At 59.8% G+C, this 17,437-nt stretch carries 15 protein-coding genes and 1 pseudogene; 13 read left to right on the top strand and 3 right to left on the bottom strand.

From position 1 onward, the window contains the following. Positions 1-50: 50 nt before the first annotated feature. Positions 51-815: a TOBE domain-containing protein gene (locus GNF76_RS18115; RefSeq protein ID WP_155584495.1), complete on the bottom strand. Its 765-nt coding sequence runs from the start codon at positions 813-815 to the stop codon at positions 51-53. A 65-nt stretch (positions 816-880) separates the two neighbouring features. Further along, positions 881-1,618, bottom strand: a complete 738-nt coding sequence (locus GNF76_RS18110; RefSeq protein ID WP_155584494.1) for a ComFC family protein — start codon at positions 1,616-1,618, stop codon at positions 881-883. A gap of 90 nt (positions 1,619-1,708) precedes the next feature. Between GNF76_RS18110 and bioB the strand changes: the two genes are divergently transcribed. From bioB to GNF76_RS18060, 10 genes are all read left to right on the top strand, one after another. Continuing rightward, complete coding sequence (gene bioB, locus GNF76_RS18105; RefSeq protein WP_155584493.1) at positions 1,709-2,767, top strand: biotin synthase BioB; 1,059 nt, start codon at positions 1,709-1,711, stop codon at positions 2,765-2,767. A gap of 155 nt (positions 2,768-2,922) precedes the next feature. Beyond that, positions 2,923-4,101 carry an 8-amino-7-oxononanoate synthase gene (gene bioF, locus GNF76_RS18100; protein WP_155584492.1) on the top strand — a complete coding sequence of 393 codons (1,179 nt, stop codon included), beginning with the start codon at positions 2,923-2,925 and terminating at the stop codon, positions 4,099-4,101. Continuing rightward, positions 4,094-4,825, top strand: a complete 732-nt coding sequence (locus tag GNF76_RS18095) for an alpha/beta fold hydrolase (protein WP_155584491.1) — start codon at positions 4,094-4,096, stop codon at positions 4,823-4,825. Before bioF ends, GNF76_RS18095 begins: the two co-directional genes overlap by 8 nt. Beyond that, positions 4,818-5,630 carry a malonyl-ACP O-methyltransferase BioC gene (bioC, locus tag GNF76_RS18090; protein WP_155584490.1) on the top strand — a complete coding sequence of 271 codons (813 nt, stop codon included), beginning with the start codon at positions 4,818-4,820 and terminating at the stop codon, positions 5,628-5,630. Before GNF76_RS18095 ends, bioC begins: the two co-directional genes overlap by 8 nt. Beyond that, positions 5,627-6,307, top strand: a complete 681-nt coding sequence (bioD, locus tag GNF76_RS18085; protein ID WP_155584489.1) for a dethiobiotin synthase — start codon at positions 5,627-5,629, stop codon at positions 6,305-6,307. The genes bioC and bioD overlap by 4 nt, the downstream gene beginning before the upstream one ends. A gap of 106 nt (positions 6,308-6,413) precedes the next feature. Next, a complete protein-coding gene (locus GNF76_RS18080) occupies positions 6,414-6,695 on the top strand; it encodes a pyrroloquinoline quinone biosynthesis protein PqqE (protein ID WP_155584488.1) in 282 nt (93 codons plus the stop codon). 288 nt (positions 6,696-6,983) lie between these two features. Next, positions 6,984-8,789, top strand: a complete 1,806-nt coding sequence (locus tag GNF76_RS18075) for a phenylacyl-CoA dehydrogenase (RefSeq protein WP_155584487.1) — start codon at positions 6,984-6,986, stop codon at positions 8,787-8,789. A gap of 204 nt (positions 8,790-8,993) precedes the next feature. Continuing rightward, a complete protein-coding gene (locus GNF76_RS18070; protein WP_155584486.1) occupies positions 8,994-10,286 on the top strand; it encodes a GGDEF domain-containing protein in 1,293 nt (430 codons plus the stop codon). A gap of 90 nt (positions 10,287-10,376) precedes the next feature. Then, positions 10,377-12,161, top strand: coding sequence for an acyl-CoA dehydrogenase C-terminal domain-containing protein (locus tag GNF76_RS18065; RefSeq protein ID WP_155584485.1), 1,785 nt, complete (start codon positions 10,377-10,379; stop codon positions 12,159-12,161). A 120-nt stretch (positions 12,162-12,281) separates the two neighbouring features. Beyond that, positions 12,282-14,060 (top strand): acyl-CoA dehydrogenase C-terminal domain-containing protein, encoded by a 1,779-nt coding sequence (locus GNF76_RS18060; RefSeq protein ID WP_155584484.1) that lies wholly within the window; start codon positions 12,282-12,284, stop codon positions 14,058-14,060. Between the two features lie 227 nt (positions 14,061-14,287). Here the strand turns inward: GNF76_RS18060 and GNF76_RS18055 are convergent, their stop codons facing one another. After that, complete coding sequence (locus GNF76_RS18055) at positions 14,288-15,187, bottom strand: LysR family transcriptional regulator (RefSeq protein ID WP_155584483.1); 900 nt, start codon at positions 15,185-15,187, stop codon at positions 14,288-14,290. A 209-nt stretch (positions 15,188-15,396) separates the two neighbouring features. Between GNF76_RS18055 and GNF76_RS18045 the strand changes: the two genes are divergently transcribed. The 3 genes and pseudogenes from GNF76_RS18045 (at position 15,397) to GNF76_RS18035 (ending at position 17,374) form a co-directional block, all read left to right on the top strand. Then, positions 15,397-16,677 carry an aspartate aminotransferase family protein gene (locus GNF76_RS18045; protein WP_155584482.1) on the top strand — a complete coding sequence of 427 codons (1,281 nt, stop codon included), beginning with the start codon at positions 15,397-15,399 and terminating at the stop codon, positions 16,675-16,677. Positions 16,678-16,932: 255 nt separating this feature from the next. Then, positions 16,933-17,070: pseudogene (locus GNF76_RS18040) on the top strand (type II toxin-antitoxin system RelE/ParE family toxin); the annotation flags it as partial. Beyond that, on the top strand, positions 17,054-17,374 hold the full coding sequence (locus GNF76_RS18035) for a helix-turn-helix domain-containing protein (protein WP_155584480.1): 321 nt from the start codon (positions 17,054-17,056) through the stop codon (positions 17,372-17,374). The pseudogene GNF76_RS18040 and the gene GNF76_RS18035, both read left to right, overlap by 17 nt. Positions 17,375-17,437: the final 63 nt, after the last annotated feature.

Below are 17,437 nucleotides of genomic sequence, written 5' to 3'. Positions count from 1 at the left end.
TTTGCAGACACCTTAAGGAGCGCTCGTGACCAAATTGTTGCAGTTTCAAGCTATACCGGCGTGCCCAGCAGGACGTTGCTGGGGGCGAACTGCACCTGAATAGGTTTTCCTTGCCTGGCGCCGATCGCCTTGAGCTCGGCGGGCTGCGCCAGGGCGCATAAAACCTGGCCGTTGGGCAGCACGATTCTGACCTCGCTGGGGCCATCGTCGGCGTCGAGAATCGCCTCGATGTTACCGCTCAGGCAATTGTGTCCAAGTGTTGCGGCATGTTCGATCGCCAGGACGTCCAACCAACCCGCCTTGATCAACGCCACCACTTCTGTACCGACCTCCAGTTCCAGGTGCAGGGTGCTGTCGTGGGTAATCTGTGCATTAAGGGTCAGCCCGGCGGCCAGTTCCAGACGGACCAGGTCATTGCGGCCATGGCTGTCGATGGCGGTGACCTTGCCATGCAGCTGGTTACGGGCGCTGGTGCGCAACATCAAGCGGCCGAGCAGGTCGAGGTCGCTGGCGTCTTCGGCGGCGTCCAGTACTTGGGCTTGCAGCACTTGCAGGCGTTGATAGAGGCGCAATACCCGTTCGCCTTCAGCCGATAACCGCGCACCACCACCACCTTTGCCGCCGACGCTGCGTTCAACCAGCGGCTTTTGTGCCAGGTTGTTCAACTCATCGATGGCGTCCCAAGCGGCCTTGTAACTCAAGCCGGCGCTTTTTGCTGCGCGAGTGATGGAGCCCTGCTCGGCGATATGTTGCAACAAGGCAATGCGTTGGGGGCGACGGACGATGTGTTGGCTCAACAGGGTCGGTAAAGGCATGGCGAACGGTTACACGCTGGTATGGAGTGGACGGGACGTTGCGGCCAGGGGACGCTGGAGTCAAGTCATGTGCCGGGTTTCGGCGTACGGGCCAGGCAGTACACGTCGACCTGCCGCGCGCCAGCCTTCAGCAGCAGGTGGGCCAGACTATCAGCGGTGGCACCGGTGGTCAGAACGTCATCCACCAGGGCCAGGTGGCGGCCCTCGACCTGATCACCGTGGTTCAAGGCAAAGGCCCGGAGCAGGTTGCGTTTGCGGGCCTTGGCGTCCAGGTCTTGTTGCGCCACGGTCTCATGGGGGCGTAACAACAGGTGCTCCTCAACGGGAATCTCCAGGTTTTTGCCCAGCCAGCGCGCGAGCATCGATGCCTGGTTATAGCCGCGCTCCTGCAGGCGTTTACGAGCCATGGGCACCGGCAGCAGGCTGTCAGGGCGTGTCAGTTCGGCGTTTTCATAGCGGTCTTGCAGGAACTGGCCCAGCAGGTGTGCCAGCAAATGCCCCAGTGGCCATTTGGCCTGATGCTTGAAACGGCTGATCAGGCTGTCGATGGGGAAGCTGTAGGTCCACGGTGCGGCCACCTGTTTAAACGCCGGTGGCTGCTGTTGGCATTGGCCGCAGATCAAACCTTCCATGGGCAAGGGCAGCGCGCACACCTTGCACTGATCCATCAGCCATGGCAGTTCGGTTTCGCAGGCGTTGCAGATCGAATGGGCGGTTTCAGTGTGTTCATCGCAGACTAAACAGGTTTGGTTGCTTTTTAACCAGATGTAAACTTCGTGTTTGTAGCTGGGTTGACAGTGCATGAATCTTCCTTAAATATGCCGAGCATCCGTGTCGTGCCTGTGGGTATTACCTCCCACAGCGCTTGCCAAAGCATAATCAAGGAATCGCCCATGAGCGCCAGCACCACTGCCAACCTGCGTCACGATTGGTCTCTCGCCGAAGTCAAAGCGCTGTTCGTTCAGCCCTTCAATGACCTGTTGTTCCAGGCGCAGACCGTGCACCGCGCGCATTTCGATGCCAATCGGGTCCAGGTTTCCACCTTGCTGTCGATCAAGACGGGTGCCTGCCCGGAAGATTGCAAATATTGTCCGCAGTCGGGCCACTACAACACGGGCCTGGAAAAAGAGAAGCTGATGGAAGTGCAGAAGGTCCTCGACGAGGCTGCACGCGCCAAAGCTATCGGCTCGACGCGTTTCTGCATGGGCGCTGCCTGGAAACACCCGTCGGCCAAAGACATGCCCTACGTGCTGCAGATGGTCAAAGGCGTGAAGGCCATGGGCCTGGAAACCTGCATGACCCTCGGCCGCCTCGATCAGGACCAGACCGAAGCCCTGGCCCAGGCTGGCCTGGATTACTACAACCACAACCTCGACACCTCGCCTGAGTTCTACGGCTCCATCATCACCACCCGCACCTACGGCGAACGCTTGCAAACCCTGGCCTATGTGCGTGATTCGGGGATGAAAATCTGCTCCGGCGGCATTCTAGGCATGGGCGAATCCCTCGACGACCGTGCCAATCTGCTGATCCAACTGGCCAACCTGCCGGAGCATCCGGAGTCGGTGCCGATCAACATGCTGGTGAAAGTCGCCGGTACGCCGCTGGAAAATGCCGAAGATATCGACCCGTTCGACTTCATCCGCATGCTGGCCGTGGCGCGCATCCTGATGCCGCTATCTCACGTTCGCCTGTCCGCCGGCCGTGAAGCCATGAACGAGCAGATGCAGGCCCTGGCGTTCTTCGCTGGCGCCAACTCGATTTTCTATGGCGACAAACTGCTGACCACCGCCAACCCGCAGGCCGACAAGGACATGCAACTGTTCTCGCGTTTGGGGATCTTGCCGGAAGCGCGTGAAGAGCACGCCGATGAAGTGCATCAGGCGGCGATCGAGCAGGCACTGGTGGAGCAATCGATCAGCGAGCAGTTCTATAACGCGGCGGTTCAATAACTCTACTTGGAACGTGATCCAAATGTGGGAGCTGGCTTGCCTGCGATAGCATCACTGCGGTGTGACTGAAACACCCAGGTGCCTGCATCGCAGGCAAGCCAGCTCCCACATTTGATTGCATCCAGTCTCACGTTCTTCGACCTACCGAGGCCTGCATGTCTTTCGATCTCGCCGCGCGTCTCGCTGCCCGTCGTGCTGAACACCTTTATCGCCAACGCCCGTTGCTGGAAAGCCCTCAAGGTCCGGAAGTGGTGGTGGACGGCCAGCCGTTGCTGGCGTTCTGCAACAATGATTACCTGGGCCTGGCCAATCACCCGCAAGTGATCGAAGCCTGGCGCGCTGGCGCGACCCGTTGGGGTGTCGGTGGCGGCGCTTCGCACCTGGTGATCGGCCACAGCACACCCCACCATGAACTGGAAGAAGCCTTGGCCGACCTGACCGGCCGCCCACGTGCGCTGCTGTTCACTACCGGCTACATGGCCAACCTCGGCGCGGTCACGGCGTTAGTGGGGCAGGGCGATACGGTGCTGGAAGACCGTCTTAACCACGCCTCGCTGCTGGACGCGGGCCTGTTGTCGGGTGCCCGCTTCAATCGTTATCTGCACAACGATGCCGCCAGCCTGGCCAAGCGCCTGGAGAAAGCCACCGGTAATACGCTGGTGGTCACCGACGGTGTGTTCAGCATGGACGGCGATCTTGCCGACTTGCCGGCCCTGGCCCGTGAAGCCCGGGCCAAGGGCGCCTGGCTGATGGTCGACGACGCCCACGGCTTTGGCCCTCTGGGTGCCAACGGTGGCGGGATCGTCGAGCATTTTGGCTTGAGCCAGGAGGACGTGCCGGTACTGGTGGGCACCTTGGGCAAGGCGTTCGGAACCGCTGGGGCGTTCGTCGCAGGCAGCGAAGCGCTGATCGAAAGCCTGATCCAGTTCGCCCGTCCTTACATCTACACCACCAGCCAGCCGCCGGCGCTGGCCTGCGCGACGCTCAAAAGCCTGGAATTGCTGCGTACCGAGCACTGGCGCCGCGAACACCTCAATGGCTTGATTCGTCAATTCCGCCAAGGTGCGCAGCAGATCGGCCTGGAATTGATGGACAGCTTCACGCCGATCCAGCCGATCATGATTGGCGACAGCGCCCGGGCGATTCGTTTGTCGCAGATGCTGCGCGAGCGCGGGCTGATGGTGACGGCGATTCGACCGCCCACTGTGCCTGCCGGCAGTGCCCGTCTGCGGGTGACCTTGTCGGCGGCCCACAGTGAAGCCCAGGTCCAGCTATTGTTAAGCGCATTGGAAGCGTGTTTGCGCTTGTTAGGCCAGGAGCCCGACCATGCGTGATCGACTGATACTGCTACCCGGCTGGGGCCTTGGTGTGTCGCCGATGGAACCACTGGCCGCGGCGTTGCAAGGGTTGGACGAGCACCTGCGCGTGCAGATCGAACCGCTACCGGAGCCGGGTTCCAGCGACCTTGATGAATGGCTCGATGAGCTGGACGCCACGCTACCGGACAATGCCTGGCTCGGTGGCTGGTCTCTGGGCGGCATGCTCGCCTCCGAACTGGCGGCACGCCGGGGAGATCGTTGCTGCGGCTTGCTGACCCTGGCCAGTAACCCGTGTTTTGTCGCCTACGACGGCTGGCCGAGTGCAATGCCGGCCGAAACCTTCGATGCGTTCCTCGCCGGCTGCCATGCGGACTCCCAAGTCACCCTCAAACGCTTTGGCCTGCTGTGTGCCAAGGGCGCCGAAGATCCTCGGGGGCTGGCGCGCTTGTTGGTCAGCAGTGCACCGAATACACCGTCTTCGGTACTGATGGCGGGCCTTGAGCTGCTCGCCCAGATGGACACGCGTGATGCGTTGCAGGCGTTTCGTGGCCCGCAGTTGCATCTGTTCGCGGGGATGGACGGCTTGGTGCCGGCCGAGGCTGCCGGCGAGCTGCTGAAGTTACTGCCGGATGTTGAAATCGGTCTGATTGAACAGGCCGGTCACGCTTTTCTTCTGGAAGATCCCCACGGTGTGGCGGGGGCGATCCAGGCTTTTTTGCATGAGTGCGGTGATGACTGATTTGTCCCATCCTCCCCTGCCGGGCGCCTTGCCGGACAAGCGCCAGGTGGCGGCGTCCTTTTCCCGGGCTGCGGCCAGTTATGACAGTGTTGCCGAGTTGCAACGTGTGGTCGGCGGTGAGTTGTTGCAGCGTTTGCCTCAAGGGTTTACACCGCGGCGCTGGCTGGACCTGGGCTGCGGCACCGGGTATTTCAGCCGTGCCATGGGCCAGGCGTTTCCAGCGAGCCAAGGCCTGGCGCTGGATATCGCCGAAGGCATGCTCAACCACGCCCGACCCTTGGGCGGCGCCGAGCACTTTATTGCCGGTGATGCCGAGCGGTTGCCGCTACAGGACGACAGTTGCGGGTTGATCTTCTCCAGCCTGGCGGTGCAGTGGTGTTCCGATTTTGCCGCCGTGCTGAGTGAGGCATACCGGGTGTTGCAGCCCGGTGGTGTGCTGGCGTTTGCCAGCCTGTGCGTCGGGACGCTGGATGAGCTGCGGGAAAGCTGGCGGGCAGCGGATGGCATGGTTCACGTCAATCGCTTCCGGCCGTTCAGCACGTATCAACAGCTGTGTGATAGCAGTGGTTTGCGGGTGCTGAGCCTGGAGCGATCTCCCCATGTGCTGCATTACCCGGACGTGCGCAGCCTGACCCATGAATTGAAAGCGTTGGGTGCACACAATCTGAATCCAGGGCGCCCGGGTGGCTTGACTGGCCGGGCGCGAATTGTTGCACTGGTTGAAGCCTATGAGCAGTTCCGTCAGTCTCAAGGACTGCCGGCGACCTACCAGGTGGTGTATGCCGTATTGGAGAAACCACTATGAATGCTGCTTACTTCATCGCTGGCACTGATACCGATGTCGGCAAAACCACCATCGCCGCAGGCCTGCTGCATGCCGCCCGGCAGATGGGCAAGACCACAGCGGCCGGCAAACCGGTGGCCTCGGGCTGTGAAGTAACGCCCAAGGGCCTGCGCAACGCCGATGCCCTGGCCTTGCTGGCCGAGTGTTCGTTGCCGCTGAGTTATACCGAGGTCAATCCGGTGGCGTTCGAACCCGCCATTGCGCCGCATCTGGCGGCCCGTGAAGCCGGTGTCTCGCTGACGGTTCAATCCTTGCTCAAACCCATGCAACACCTGCTCGCCAAGCAGGCGGATTTCACCTTGATTGAAGGCGCGGGCGGCTGGCGTGTGCCGTTGGCGGATCAGGACAATCTGTCGGACCTGGCCAAGGCGTTGCAACTGCCGGTGATTCTGGTGGTGGGCGTACGCCTGGGCTGCATCAGCCATGCCTTGCTGACCGCTGAAGCCATCGCCCGGGATGGTCTGGTGCTGGCGGGATGGGTGGCCAACATCATCGATCCCAAGACCTCTCGTCTGGAAGAAAACCTCGCCACCCTGGCTGAGCGACTGCCTGCACCCTGTTTGGGAAGGGTGCCGAAACTCAAGCTGCCAGGCGCTGCAACGGTCGCCGAGTACCTGCAACTGGACCTGCTTGACTAGTTTTGTCTATGAGTAAGGCACTATGCCATTAGTGTTTTTGACGGGTTTTTTCCCGGGATGTCTGCTTCAATGACAGTTCACGATTCTCTAACGGCAGGTTCAAGCCATGGAAGTTTCTGGAAGCAGCGCGTTTTATTCGGGGCTGAGCAGTATTCAGTCCGGGCAGAACCGTGTGGACGCTGCCGCCGGCAAAATCGCCAGCGCCGCCACCAGCCAACCCTCGGATGCCCTGAACGATCGCTTGCGGGCGGCAGAGGGTAACCAGCAATCGAATTCGGCCAGCAATATGGTCGAGATGGCCCAAGGCAAGTTTCAGGTGGAGTTGGGGGCAAAAGTCGCCAAGGCCTCCAATGAAATGCTGGGTACATTGATCGATACCTACGCTTGATCTCCCGCTCTCTGTAGGAGCGAGCTTGCTCGCGATGTAAGCCTGGGCGCCGCAAGGCGTCTGATTCCCCGCGTTATCCTTCTCGGCCCTTCTTCAATCTTTGAAATTTCATGCGGCATTTCGCTGCAGGCCTTGCTGTGCCTGGCGTTGATCCACGTCATGACAAACGGCATCTGACGGATGCTTGACAAGGATAGGTCGTAAACGTATGTTTCAAACAACTGTTTGACCGCTACAACAAATCCACGCGGTTGTTCATTCCAGATACATCAGCAGAGGTTTATCGCTATGCCTGACTACAAGGCCCCCTTGCGTGATATTCGCTTCGTTCGTGACGAACTGCTCGGCTACGAAGCGCACTATCAGAGCCTGCCGGCTTGCCAGGACGCTACTCCGGACATGGTTGACGCCATTCTCGAAGAAGGCGCCAAGTTTTGTGAGCAGGTGCTGGCACCGCTGAACCGCGTGGGTGACATCGAAGGGTGCACCTGGAGCGAGTCAGGCGTTAAAACCCCTACTGGTTTCAAAGAAGCCTACAAGCAGTTCGTCGAAGGTGGCTGGCCAAGCCTGGCCCATGACGTGGCGCACGGTGGCCAAGGCCTGCCGGAGTCCCTCGGCCTGGCGGTGAGCGAGATGGTCGGCGAAGCCAACTGGTCGTGGGGCATGTACCCAGGCCTGTCCCATGGCGCGATGAACACCATTTCCGAACACGGCACCCCAGCACAGCAAGAGGCTTACCTGACCAAACTGGTGTCGGGCGAGTGGACCGGCACCATGTGCCTGACCGAGCCACACTGCGGTACCGACCTGGGCATGCTGCGCACCAAGGCTGAGCCTCAGGCTGACGGCTCCTACAAAGTCTCCGGCACCAAGATCTTCATCTCGGCCGGTGAACACGACATGGCCGACAACATCGTCCACATCGTGCTGGCTCGCCTGCCGGACGCACCGGCTGGCACCAAAGGTATTTCGCTGTTCATCGTGCCAAAATTCGTACCGAATGCCGACGGTTCGGTGGGTGAGCGCAACGCCGTTTCCTGTGGCTCCCTGGAACACAAGATGGGCATCCACGGTAACTCCACCTGCGTGATGAACTTCGACGCGGCCACTGGTTTCCTGCTCGGGCCGCCGAACAAAGGTCTGAACTGCATGTTCACCTTTATGAACACCGCTCGCCTGGGCACCGCCCTGCAAGGCTTGTCCCACGCTGAAATCGGCTTCCAGGGCGGCCTGAAATATGCCCGTGACCGTCTGCAAATGCGCTCCCTGACTGGCCCGAAAGCGCCGGACAAGGCCGCTGACCCGATCATCGTGCACCCCGACGTACGCCGCATGCTGTTGACCATGAAGGCCTTCGCCGAAGGCAACCGCGCGATGGTGTACTTCACGGCCAAACAGGTCGATATCGTCAAGTACGGTACCGACGACGAAGCCAAGAAACAGGCTGACGCGCTGCTGGCTTTCATGACCCCGATCGCCAAGGCGTTCATGACCGAAGTCGGTTTTGAAGCGGCTAACCACGGTGTGCAAGTCTACGGCGGCCACGGTTTCATCGCCGAGTGGGGCATGGAGCAGAACGTCCGCGACAGCCGTATCTCGATGCTGTACGAAGGCACCACCGGCATCCAGGCCCTGGACCTGCTGGGCCGTAAAGTGTTGATGACCCAAGGCGAAGCGCTCAAGGGCTTCACCAAGATCGTTCACAAGTTCTGCCAGGCCAACGAAGGCAACGAAGCGGTCAAAGAGTTCGTTACACCGCTGGCCGCACTGAACAAGGAATGGGGCGAGTTGACCATGAAGGTCGGCATGGCTGCCATGAAGGACCGTGAAGAAGTCGGCGCGGCATCGGTGGACTACCTGATGTACTCCGGTTACGCCTGCCTGGCCTACTTCTGGGCCGACATTGCCCGCCTGGCTGCCGAGAAACTGGCTGCCGGCACCAGCGAAGAGGCGTTCTACACCGCCAAGCTGCAGACCGCGCGCTTCTACTTCCAGCGCATCCTGCCACGTACTCGTACTCACGTTGCAACCATGCTGTCGGGCGCCAACAACCTGATGGACATGAAAGAAGAAGACTTCGGCCTGGGCTACTAAGCCTTAACGGATTCTTCTGAAGCCGCCGCTCTTTCGGGAGCGGCGGTTTTTTTATGAGCGATAAAAAACCCTAGTGCAACGCTCAGGGATTGGCGCAGGCTGCCGTTAAAATGATGGCAATGTGATACAGGTCACATTGAGTATGCTTAACTGTGCTGATTGAAGGCACAGTGCCATCTTTTAGGTCGTCCCGGAGCTTTACCTTTGTCACGCGTGTCTGCCGTACGTTTCAGCCATTTTCTCCCTTCACTGCTGTTATTGCTGGCGGGGTTATCGGCTGCGTACGTCAAGGACCTCAGCGTCTTCTTCACCTCATTGTTCAATGTCCTGCCAACGCTGGTGCTGTTGTTGGGCGGTGCGTATTGCGCAGTTTACCGTCGCCAGCGTGAGCTGTTTCTGATGATCACGGTGTACGTCGCTTATTTCCTGCTGGATACCCAGACCGATTACTACCGCGACAACGGCCGTGTCCGAGAAGACGCTGCGGTGATATTCCACCTGTGCTCTTTGCTGTTGCCGCTGCTGTTCAGCATCTATGCGCTGTGGCAGGAGCGTACCCACCTGTTTCGTGACTTCGTTGCCCGGTGTGCGGTGCTGTTGGCAATTGGTGGCGTGGCGCTGGCGCTGGAACAAAGTTATCCCCAGACAGTATTGAACTGGTTGGCGCAGATCCGTTGGCCGGCCTTGCATGGCAACTGGATGAGTTTGATCCAGCTGTCGTACCCGATGTTTTTCCTGGGGTTTATCGCGCTGGCCGTGCAGTACTGGCGCCAGCCACGGCCCTTGCACGCCGCGCAACTGGTGGGGTTGCTGGGGCTTTTCTGGATGCTGCCCCAAACCTTCATCCTGCCGTTTACCCTGAATATCATGTGCAGCCAGGTGATGCTGATGATCGCTGCCGGTGTTGCCCATGAGGCCTATCAAATGGCCTTTCGCGATGAGCTGACGGGTTTGCCGGGGCGTCGCGCCCTCAATGAACGCATGCAACGGCTGGGGCGCAACTATGTGCTGGCCATGAGTGACGTTGACCATTTCAAACGCTTTAACGACACCCACGGTCACGATGTCGGGGACCAGGTGCTGCGCCTGGTGGCCAGCAAACTGTCGAAGATCAGCGGAGGTGGTCGTGCCTATCGTTATGGCGGCGAAGAGTTCGCCGTGGTGTTTGCCGGCAAGACCCTGGACGAGTGCCTGCCGCACCTCGAAGAGATTCGCGAGATCATCGCCAATTACGACATCAAATTGCGCAACCCGGACAACCGTCCCCATGACGACCATCAAGGTCGCCAGCGCCGGATCGGCAGTGGCGCCTCCAGTGTCTCGGTGACGGTGAGTATCGGAGTCGCCGAGCGCCAGGCCGAGCAGCGCAGCCCGGAAGAAGTGCTCAAGTCTGCCGATCAGGCGTTGTACAACGCCAAGGGTGCCGGGCGTAACTGCGTGGTGGCATCGGGGCAGAATCGCCGGGGCGCGGTGCGCATGAACACCGCTGCCGGTTGAGTGATGGCGCAGTATTCAGCGGCTCTACAGTGATTGTCCGAGGCCTCGCGCAGCAGTAGCTTGAAGCCATCTGCTGCCGGAGAAATCATCATGCCTGACTATAAAGCTCCCCTGCGTGACATGCGCTTTCTGATCGATCACGTCTTTGACTTTCATGGTCATTACGCCGCATTGGGGGCTACCGATGCCAGCCCGGACATGGTCAGCGCGATCCTCGAAGAAGGCGCTAAATTCTGCGAAAACGTCCTCGCACCGCTGAATCGTTCGGGTGATGAAGAAGGCTGCCATTTCGACAATGGCGTGGTGACCACGCCCAAGGGTTTCAAGGAAGCCTTTGCGCAGTACGTGGAAGGCGGCTGGCACGGCTTGGCGGCGGACCCGGCGTATGGCGGGCAAGGCTTGCCGTCGTCCCTGGGGTTGGTGCTCAGCGAGATGATCGCCTCCAGCAACACCTCGTGGGGCATGTACCCGGGCTTGACCCACGGCGCCATGTCGGCGATCCACGCTCACGGCACCGAGGAGCAGAAAGACACTTACCTGAACAAACTCACCGCTGGCCAATGGACCGGCACCATGTGCCTGACCGAAGCCCATTGCGGCACTGACCTGGGGATCATCAAGACCCGCGCCGTGCCTGAGGCCGATGGCAGCTATGCAGTCACCGGCAGCAAGATTTTCATCTCGGCCGGTGAGCACGACATGAGTGAAAACATCATCCATCTGGTACTGGCCAAGCTGCCGGACGCGCCCGCCGGTACCAAGGGTATTTCGCTGTTTATCGTGCCCAAGTTCCTGCCCGATTCAGGTGAGCGCAATGGCGTCAGCTGTGGCTCCATTGAACACAAGATGGGGATCAAGGCCTCGGCCACCTGTGTGCTGAACTTCGACGGTGCCAAGGGTTTCCTGATTGGCGAGGCCAACAAGGGCCTCAACTGCATGTTCACCATGATGAACCATGCGCGGCTGGGTACCGGGATGCAGGGCTTGTGTCTGGGGGAAGCGAGTTTCCAGGGCGCGGTCAAATACGCCAACGACCGCTTGCAGATGCGCTCCCTGACCGGTCCCAAGGCCCCGGATAAGGTCGCCGATCCAATCATCGTGCACCCCGATGTACGACGGATGCTGTTGACCATGAAGGCGTTCAACGAAGGCAATCGGGCACTGACCTATTTCACTGCGCAATTGCTCGACACCGCGCACTTGAGCGGCGATGCAGGCCAGCGCCAGGAAGCCGAGGACCTGCTGGCGTTCCTGACGCCAATCTGCAAGGCCTTCATGACCGAAACCGGTCTGGAAGTGACCAACCACGGCATGCAGGTATTTGGCGGCCACGGGTTTATTCGCGAATGGGGCATGGAACAGTTGGTGCGTGATTGCCGGATTGCGCCGATCTATGAAGGCACCAATGGCATTCAGGCTCTGGACTTGTTGGGGCGCAAGGTGCTCGGCAGCCAGGGCAAGCTGCTGCGGGGCTTTACCAAAATCGTCCATAAGTTCTGCGCTGCCAATGCCGATCACCCGCAACTCAAGGCCCATGTGGCGCAGCTCAATGAGTTGAACCAGCAGTGGGGTGAATTGACGGTGAAGGTTGGCATGGCTGCCATGAAGAACCCCGATGAAGTCGGCGCGGCGGCCCTGGATTACTTGATGTACAGCGGTTACATCATCCTGGCCTACCTGTGGTTGCGCATGGCGCTGGTGGCGCAGGCTCAACTGGACTCTGGCAGCGGCGATGGCGACTACGCCCGGGGCAAGCTGGCGACCTGTGAGTTCTACTTCAAGCGCCTGTTGCCGCGTACTGCCGCGCATCGAGCGGCGGTGGAGGCGGGGAGTGAATGTTTGATGAGTCTACCTGCGGAGTTATTTGCGCTTTAGTGACTTAAAAATACCTTGTAGTCACAAGTGGACTCTATGTGTCTCAAAAGTTGTTCGGGTACACTCGGGGTCTGTAAAACCGATCCTACCGAATCACTTTAAAGTCTCACGAGGTTTGCCATGGCTGACTACAAAGCGCCGCTGCGCGATATGCGCTTCGTCCTCAACGAAGTTTTCGAGGTCGCCAAACTTTGGGCCCAACTGCCGGCATTGGCGGACACCGTCGATGCCGAGACTGTTGAGGCGATCCTTGAGGAAGCCGGCAAAGTTACGGCCAAAACCATTGCCCCGCTGAGCCGTGGCGGCGACGAAGAAGGCTGCCGCTGGGAGAATGGCGCGGTCAGCACCCCGGCCGGTTTCCAGGAAGCCTACAAAACCTACGCTGAAGGCGGTTGGGTCGGTGTGGGCGGCGACCCGGCCTATGGCGGCATGGGCATGCCCAAGGCGGTATCGGCCCAGGTTGAAGAGATGATCAACTCCTCGGGCCTGGCCTTCGGTTTGTACCCGATGCTGACCTCCGGTGCGTGCGTGTCGATCAACACCCATGCCAGCGAAGAGCTCAAAGCGACTTACCTGCCGAATATGTACTCCGGCGTATGGGCCGGTTCCATGTGCCTGACTGAACCGCATGCCGGGACCGACCTGGGGATTATTCGCACCAAGGCCGAACCTCAGGCGGATGGGTCGTACAAAGTCAGCGGCACCAAGATCTTTATCACCGGTGGCGAACACGATCTCACCGACAACATCATCCACCTGGTACTGGCCAAGCTGCCGGACGCACCGGCAGGGCCCAAGGGCATCTCGCTGTTCCTGGTGCCCAAGTTCATGGTCAATGCCGACGGCAGCCTGGGCGCGCGCAATCCGGTGACCTGCGGCTCCATCGAACACAAAATGGGCATCCAGGCATCCGCCACCTGCGTGATGAACTTCGACGAAGCCGTGGGTTATCTGGTGGGCGAGCCAAACCGTGGTCTGGCGGCGATGTTCACCATGATGAACTACGAGCGTCTGGGCGTCGGCATCCAAGGCCTGGCGTCCGGCGAGCGCTCCTATCAGAACGCTATTGAATACGCCCGCGACCGTCTGCAAAGCCGTTCGCCGACAGGTCCAAAAGCCAAGGACAAAGTAGCTGACCCGATCATCGTCCACCCGGACGTGCGGCGCATGTTGCTGACCATGAAAGCCTCGAACGAGGGTGGCCGTGCGTTCTCGACCTACGTGGCGATGCAACTGGACACCGCCAAGTTCAGCGAAGACGCGGCGACCCGCAAACGTGCCGATGATTTGGTGGCGTTGCTGACACCGGTGTCCAAGGCGTTCCTGACCGACCTGGGCCTGGAAACCACCGTTCACGGCCAGCAGATCTTCGGCGGCCACGGTTACATTCGCGAGTGGGGCCAGGAGCAACTGGTGCGTGATGTGCGCATCACCCAGATCTACGAAGGCACCAACGGTATCCAGGCCCTGGACTTGGTGGGACGCAAGATCGTTGGCAGCGGCGGGGCGTTCTACACCTTGTTCGCTGACGAGATTCGCCATTTCACCGCCACCGCCGGTACCGAGCTGGCCGAGTTCACCCAGCCGCTGAACGCCGCGGTGGATGACCTTGATGAGCTGACCGCCTGGGTACTGGATCGCGCCAAGTCCAACCCCAATGAAATTGGTGCGGCCTCGGTGGAGTATTTGCATGCATTCGGTTACATGGCCTACGCCTACATGTGGGCGCTGATGGCCAAGGCTGCGTTGGGCAAAGAGCAGCAGGAAGACTTCTACGCCAGCAAACTGGGGACGGCGCGTTTCTATTTTGCCCGTCTATTGCCGCGGATTCAGTCCCTCAGCGCTTCGGTCAAGGCCGGCAGTGAGTCGCTGTATTTGCTGGATGAAGCGCAGTTCTGACCGCAGAGGTGTCTTGTAAGCATTCTCTTACATGACGTGCTGCTAATCGTCCTCTATCGCTGGATTGGATCCATGGATAATCTACTTCACATGGACGTCGCGCAGGAAGCGCAAAGCAACAACAGGGACACGTAGGATTCTGCCAGGACGGCGGAGTGAAATGGATGTCAGGGAAACAGTCTGCAAAGCCCCGCTTCGGCGGGGTTTTCTTTTGCCTGCGAAAAAGTTCAGGCCTGCACACCCGGGGCATTCATCACGTCTTCCAGCAGCGTGCGCAGCAACTCAAGTGTTGCCTGCTGACGCTGTACATCCCGACACACCAAGCCCACTTTCAACGGGACCCGTGGTTCGCTCAAGGGTTTCCACAGCAGCGCCTTGCTGTTGTGCTCGTCTTGGGAGCGCCCGGGCAGCACCGTTGCCAGCTTGGTATGAGGCAGGCTGTCGAGAATCCCTGCCATCGTATTCAGCTCCGCTTGTACCTGAGGTCGTCGACCGAGGTTGGCCAATTGGCCCTGCCAGATCTGTCGTACCTGGAACTCTTCTCCCAGTAGCAACATCGGTAATTCGGCGGCTTGTTTCAAGGAGACTTTCTTGAACTCCCGTAACGGATGGTCAGCGGGAATCACTACCTTCAACTCATCTTCGTACAGCAGCACGCCGTGCAGGCCTGGCTGGCGCGGCGGCAGGTAGCTGATGCCGATGTCCAGCGAGCCGTTGAGCAGGCGGCGCTCGATCTCAATGCCCGTCAATTCGTAGATCTGCACCACGAGGTGCGGATGGGCCTTGCGTACCCGTTCCAGCATCTGCGGCACCAGGCTGGTGTGCACGGTTTGCAGCACACCGATAGCCAAGGTGCGCAAAGCCTGACCCTTGAAGTTGCGCAGGGCCTCGACCGCTTGCTGCATGCCGTCGAGCAAGGGCAGGGCGTGGTTGTACAGCGTATGGGCGGCGAGCGTGGGCAACAGGCGCTTGCTGCTGCGTTCGAACAGGCTGACGTCGAGGTTCTGCTCGAGCTGGCGGATCTGCTGCGACAAGGCCGGCTGTGAGATCGACAGGCGTTCCGCCGCACGCCCCACATGGCCTTCCTCATACACCGCGACGAAATAACGCAGTTGCTTGAAATCCATAAGTAATGCTTATCGAAAAAGCTGGAAAATCGAAATGGCCGTATGCCCCCAAGGCGCCTAGTCTAGCGCCTATTCACAAGGCTTACAGGGCCAGAGCGCACGATGAATACTGTTTATGTTGATGCTGTTTACATAGGCAATGCAAAAAATCTCACGCAGGGGTTGATGAGCGATACCGACAAACGTCGGGTTGCCAAAAGGTCATGCCCATGAACCTGTTCAATCTGCGCCGCCCTGCACCCAGCCTTGATGACCTGATACGGGAGCCTGAAACGCCGATGCTGCGGGACGAACTGTCCCGTGACTGCCTGATGCCCAGCGTGGCCCGACCGCCTCAGGTTTTTGTGCGTGGCCAGGGTTCCTGGCTCTGGGACAGCGACGACCATGCGTACCTGGACTTCACCCAGGGCAGCGGCGCCAACAGCCTCGGCCACAGCCCGCAAGTGTTGGCCAAAGCCCTGGCCGACCAGGCGTACACGCTGATCAACGCCGGCAACGGCCTGCACCATCGCAGTCAACTGAACCTGGCCAACCGCCTGTGTCAGGCTACCGGCAGTGACCAGGCCTACCTGCTCAATAGCGGTGCGCAAGCCTGTGAGGCGGCGATCAAGCTGGCGCGCAAATGGGGCCAGCTGCATCGCGGCGGCGCTTATCACATCATCACCGCCAGCAACGGTTGCCACGGTCACAGCTTTGCCACCATGTCGGCATCAGACGCCGCTGGCGCAAACCGCTTCGAACCGCAGTTGCCCGGTTTCAGCCATGTTCCGTTCAACGACCTGCCTGCGCTGCATGCCGCGGTGGATGCGCAAACGGTTGCCATCATGCTGGAGCCGATCCAGGGTAAGGCCGGGGTTATTCCTGCGACCGAGCATTACCTCAAGGGCGCCGAACGTCTGTGTCGCGAGCTGGGGATCCTGCTGATCCTCGACGAAGTGCAAACCGGCATCGGCCGCTGCGGCACCCTGCTGGCCGAACAACGTTATGGCGTGCGTGCCGACATCATCACCCTCGGCAAAGGCCTGGGCGGCGGCATACCTCTGGCGGCCCTGCTGGCAAGAGGCAAGGCATGTTGTTTTGAACTCGGCGAACTGGAAGGCACCCACCACGGTAACGCGCTGATGGCGACGGCCGGTATGGCAGTACTCGATACCGTGTTGGGTAGCGGTTTTCTCGAGCACATCCACGAGACCGGTCACTACCTGAAGGAAGGTCTCGCCCGCCTGGCGTATCGCTACGACCAAGGCGAGCTGCGTGGCCAGGGACTGCTCTGGGGGTTGACCCTGTCGGATGATTCCGCCGATGCCGTGGTAAAGGCGGCGCTATACGAAGGCCTGATCCTCAATGCCCCTCAGCCGAACTGCCTGCATTTCACCCCAGCCTTGACCGTCAGCAAGAGCAACATCGACGAAATGCTCCTGCGCCTGGCCCGCGCCTTCGCCCGGGTACACACCGTACAACTGCAATGCCGCAAGGGCATCGCCGTTTAATCCCTTATTTCCTGAACCGTCTCGCGGTATACGCGGAGCCCCCAGCCTGATTCTTTTGGCTGGGGGCGTTTTTTTGTCTCGGCGGTTTTCAAATCGCAAAGTGTGCTTGAGCACCAACGAAAACAATGGCTTTTTAGCGGGCGTCGGCAAGGACTGCCGACCGCGGGCAAGGCCATTTTGCACGCGCTATTTTTAATCTGTACCACTCAGTGGTATGTTTATGGGAAGGGATGTCCATGACGTTCAAAGCAAGATCAAAGCAATATCAGCCAGAAGGAGTTGGCTGGTTTTCGGGCGCTGGCAAAGGCCTATGAAGGTTTAAACGATGTGCAGATCCAACAGTTACTGGATCTCAGGGAGTTTGTGGAGATACATCATGACCAAAAAATTTGAAAGCGAAGCACTTGAGTCGATTCACGAGTCGGCCACTGCACTGTACTCAATCGGCGTCATCAGCAAGACCACTCTGCGTCAGTTCGACGAGGCCTGCCTGGCCCCAGTCCCCGTACAAATACCCGCTGAGCAAATCAAGCAGATCCGCGAGCGCAGTCATGTCAGCCAGCCGGTGTTTGCCCGCTACTTGAACACCAGTGCCTCCACCGTGAAGCAGTGGGAGTCGGGTGAAAAACAGCCCAGCGGCATGGCGCTCAAGTTACTGAGCATCGTGCAGAAGCACGGGTTGGAGATTCTGGCCTGACGGAGATGGCCACAAGCCAGATTCCACTGAACCCTGCCGAACGGCCAAGGTCGATTAGCTGTA

Origin of the sequence: Pseudomonas spelaei, from assembly GCF_009724245.1 — a bacterium.
Lineage (GTDB): Bacteria > Pseudomonadota > Gammaproteobacteria > Pseudomonadales > Pseudomonadaceae > Aquipseudomonas > Aquipseudomonas spelaei.
The sequence above is the reverse complement of the archived record's forward strand: the minus strand, read 5'-3'. Positions and strand labels throughout refer to the sequence as shown.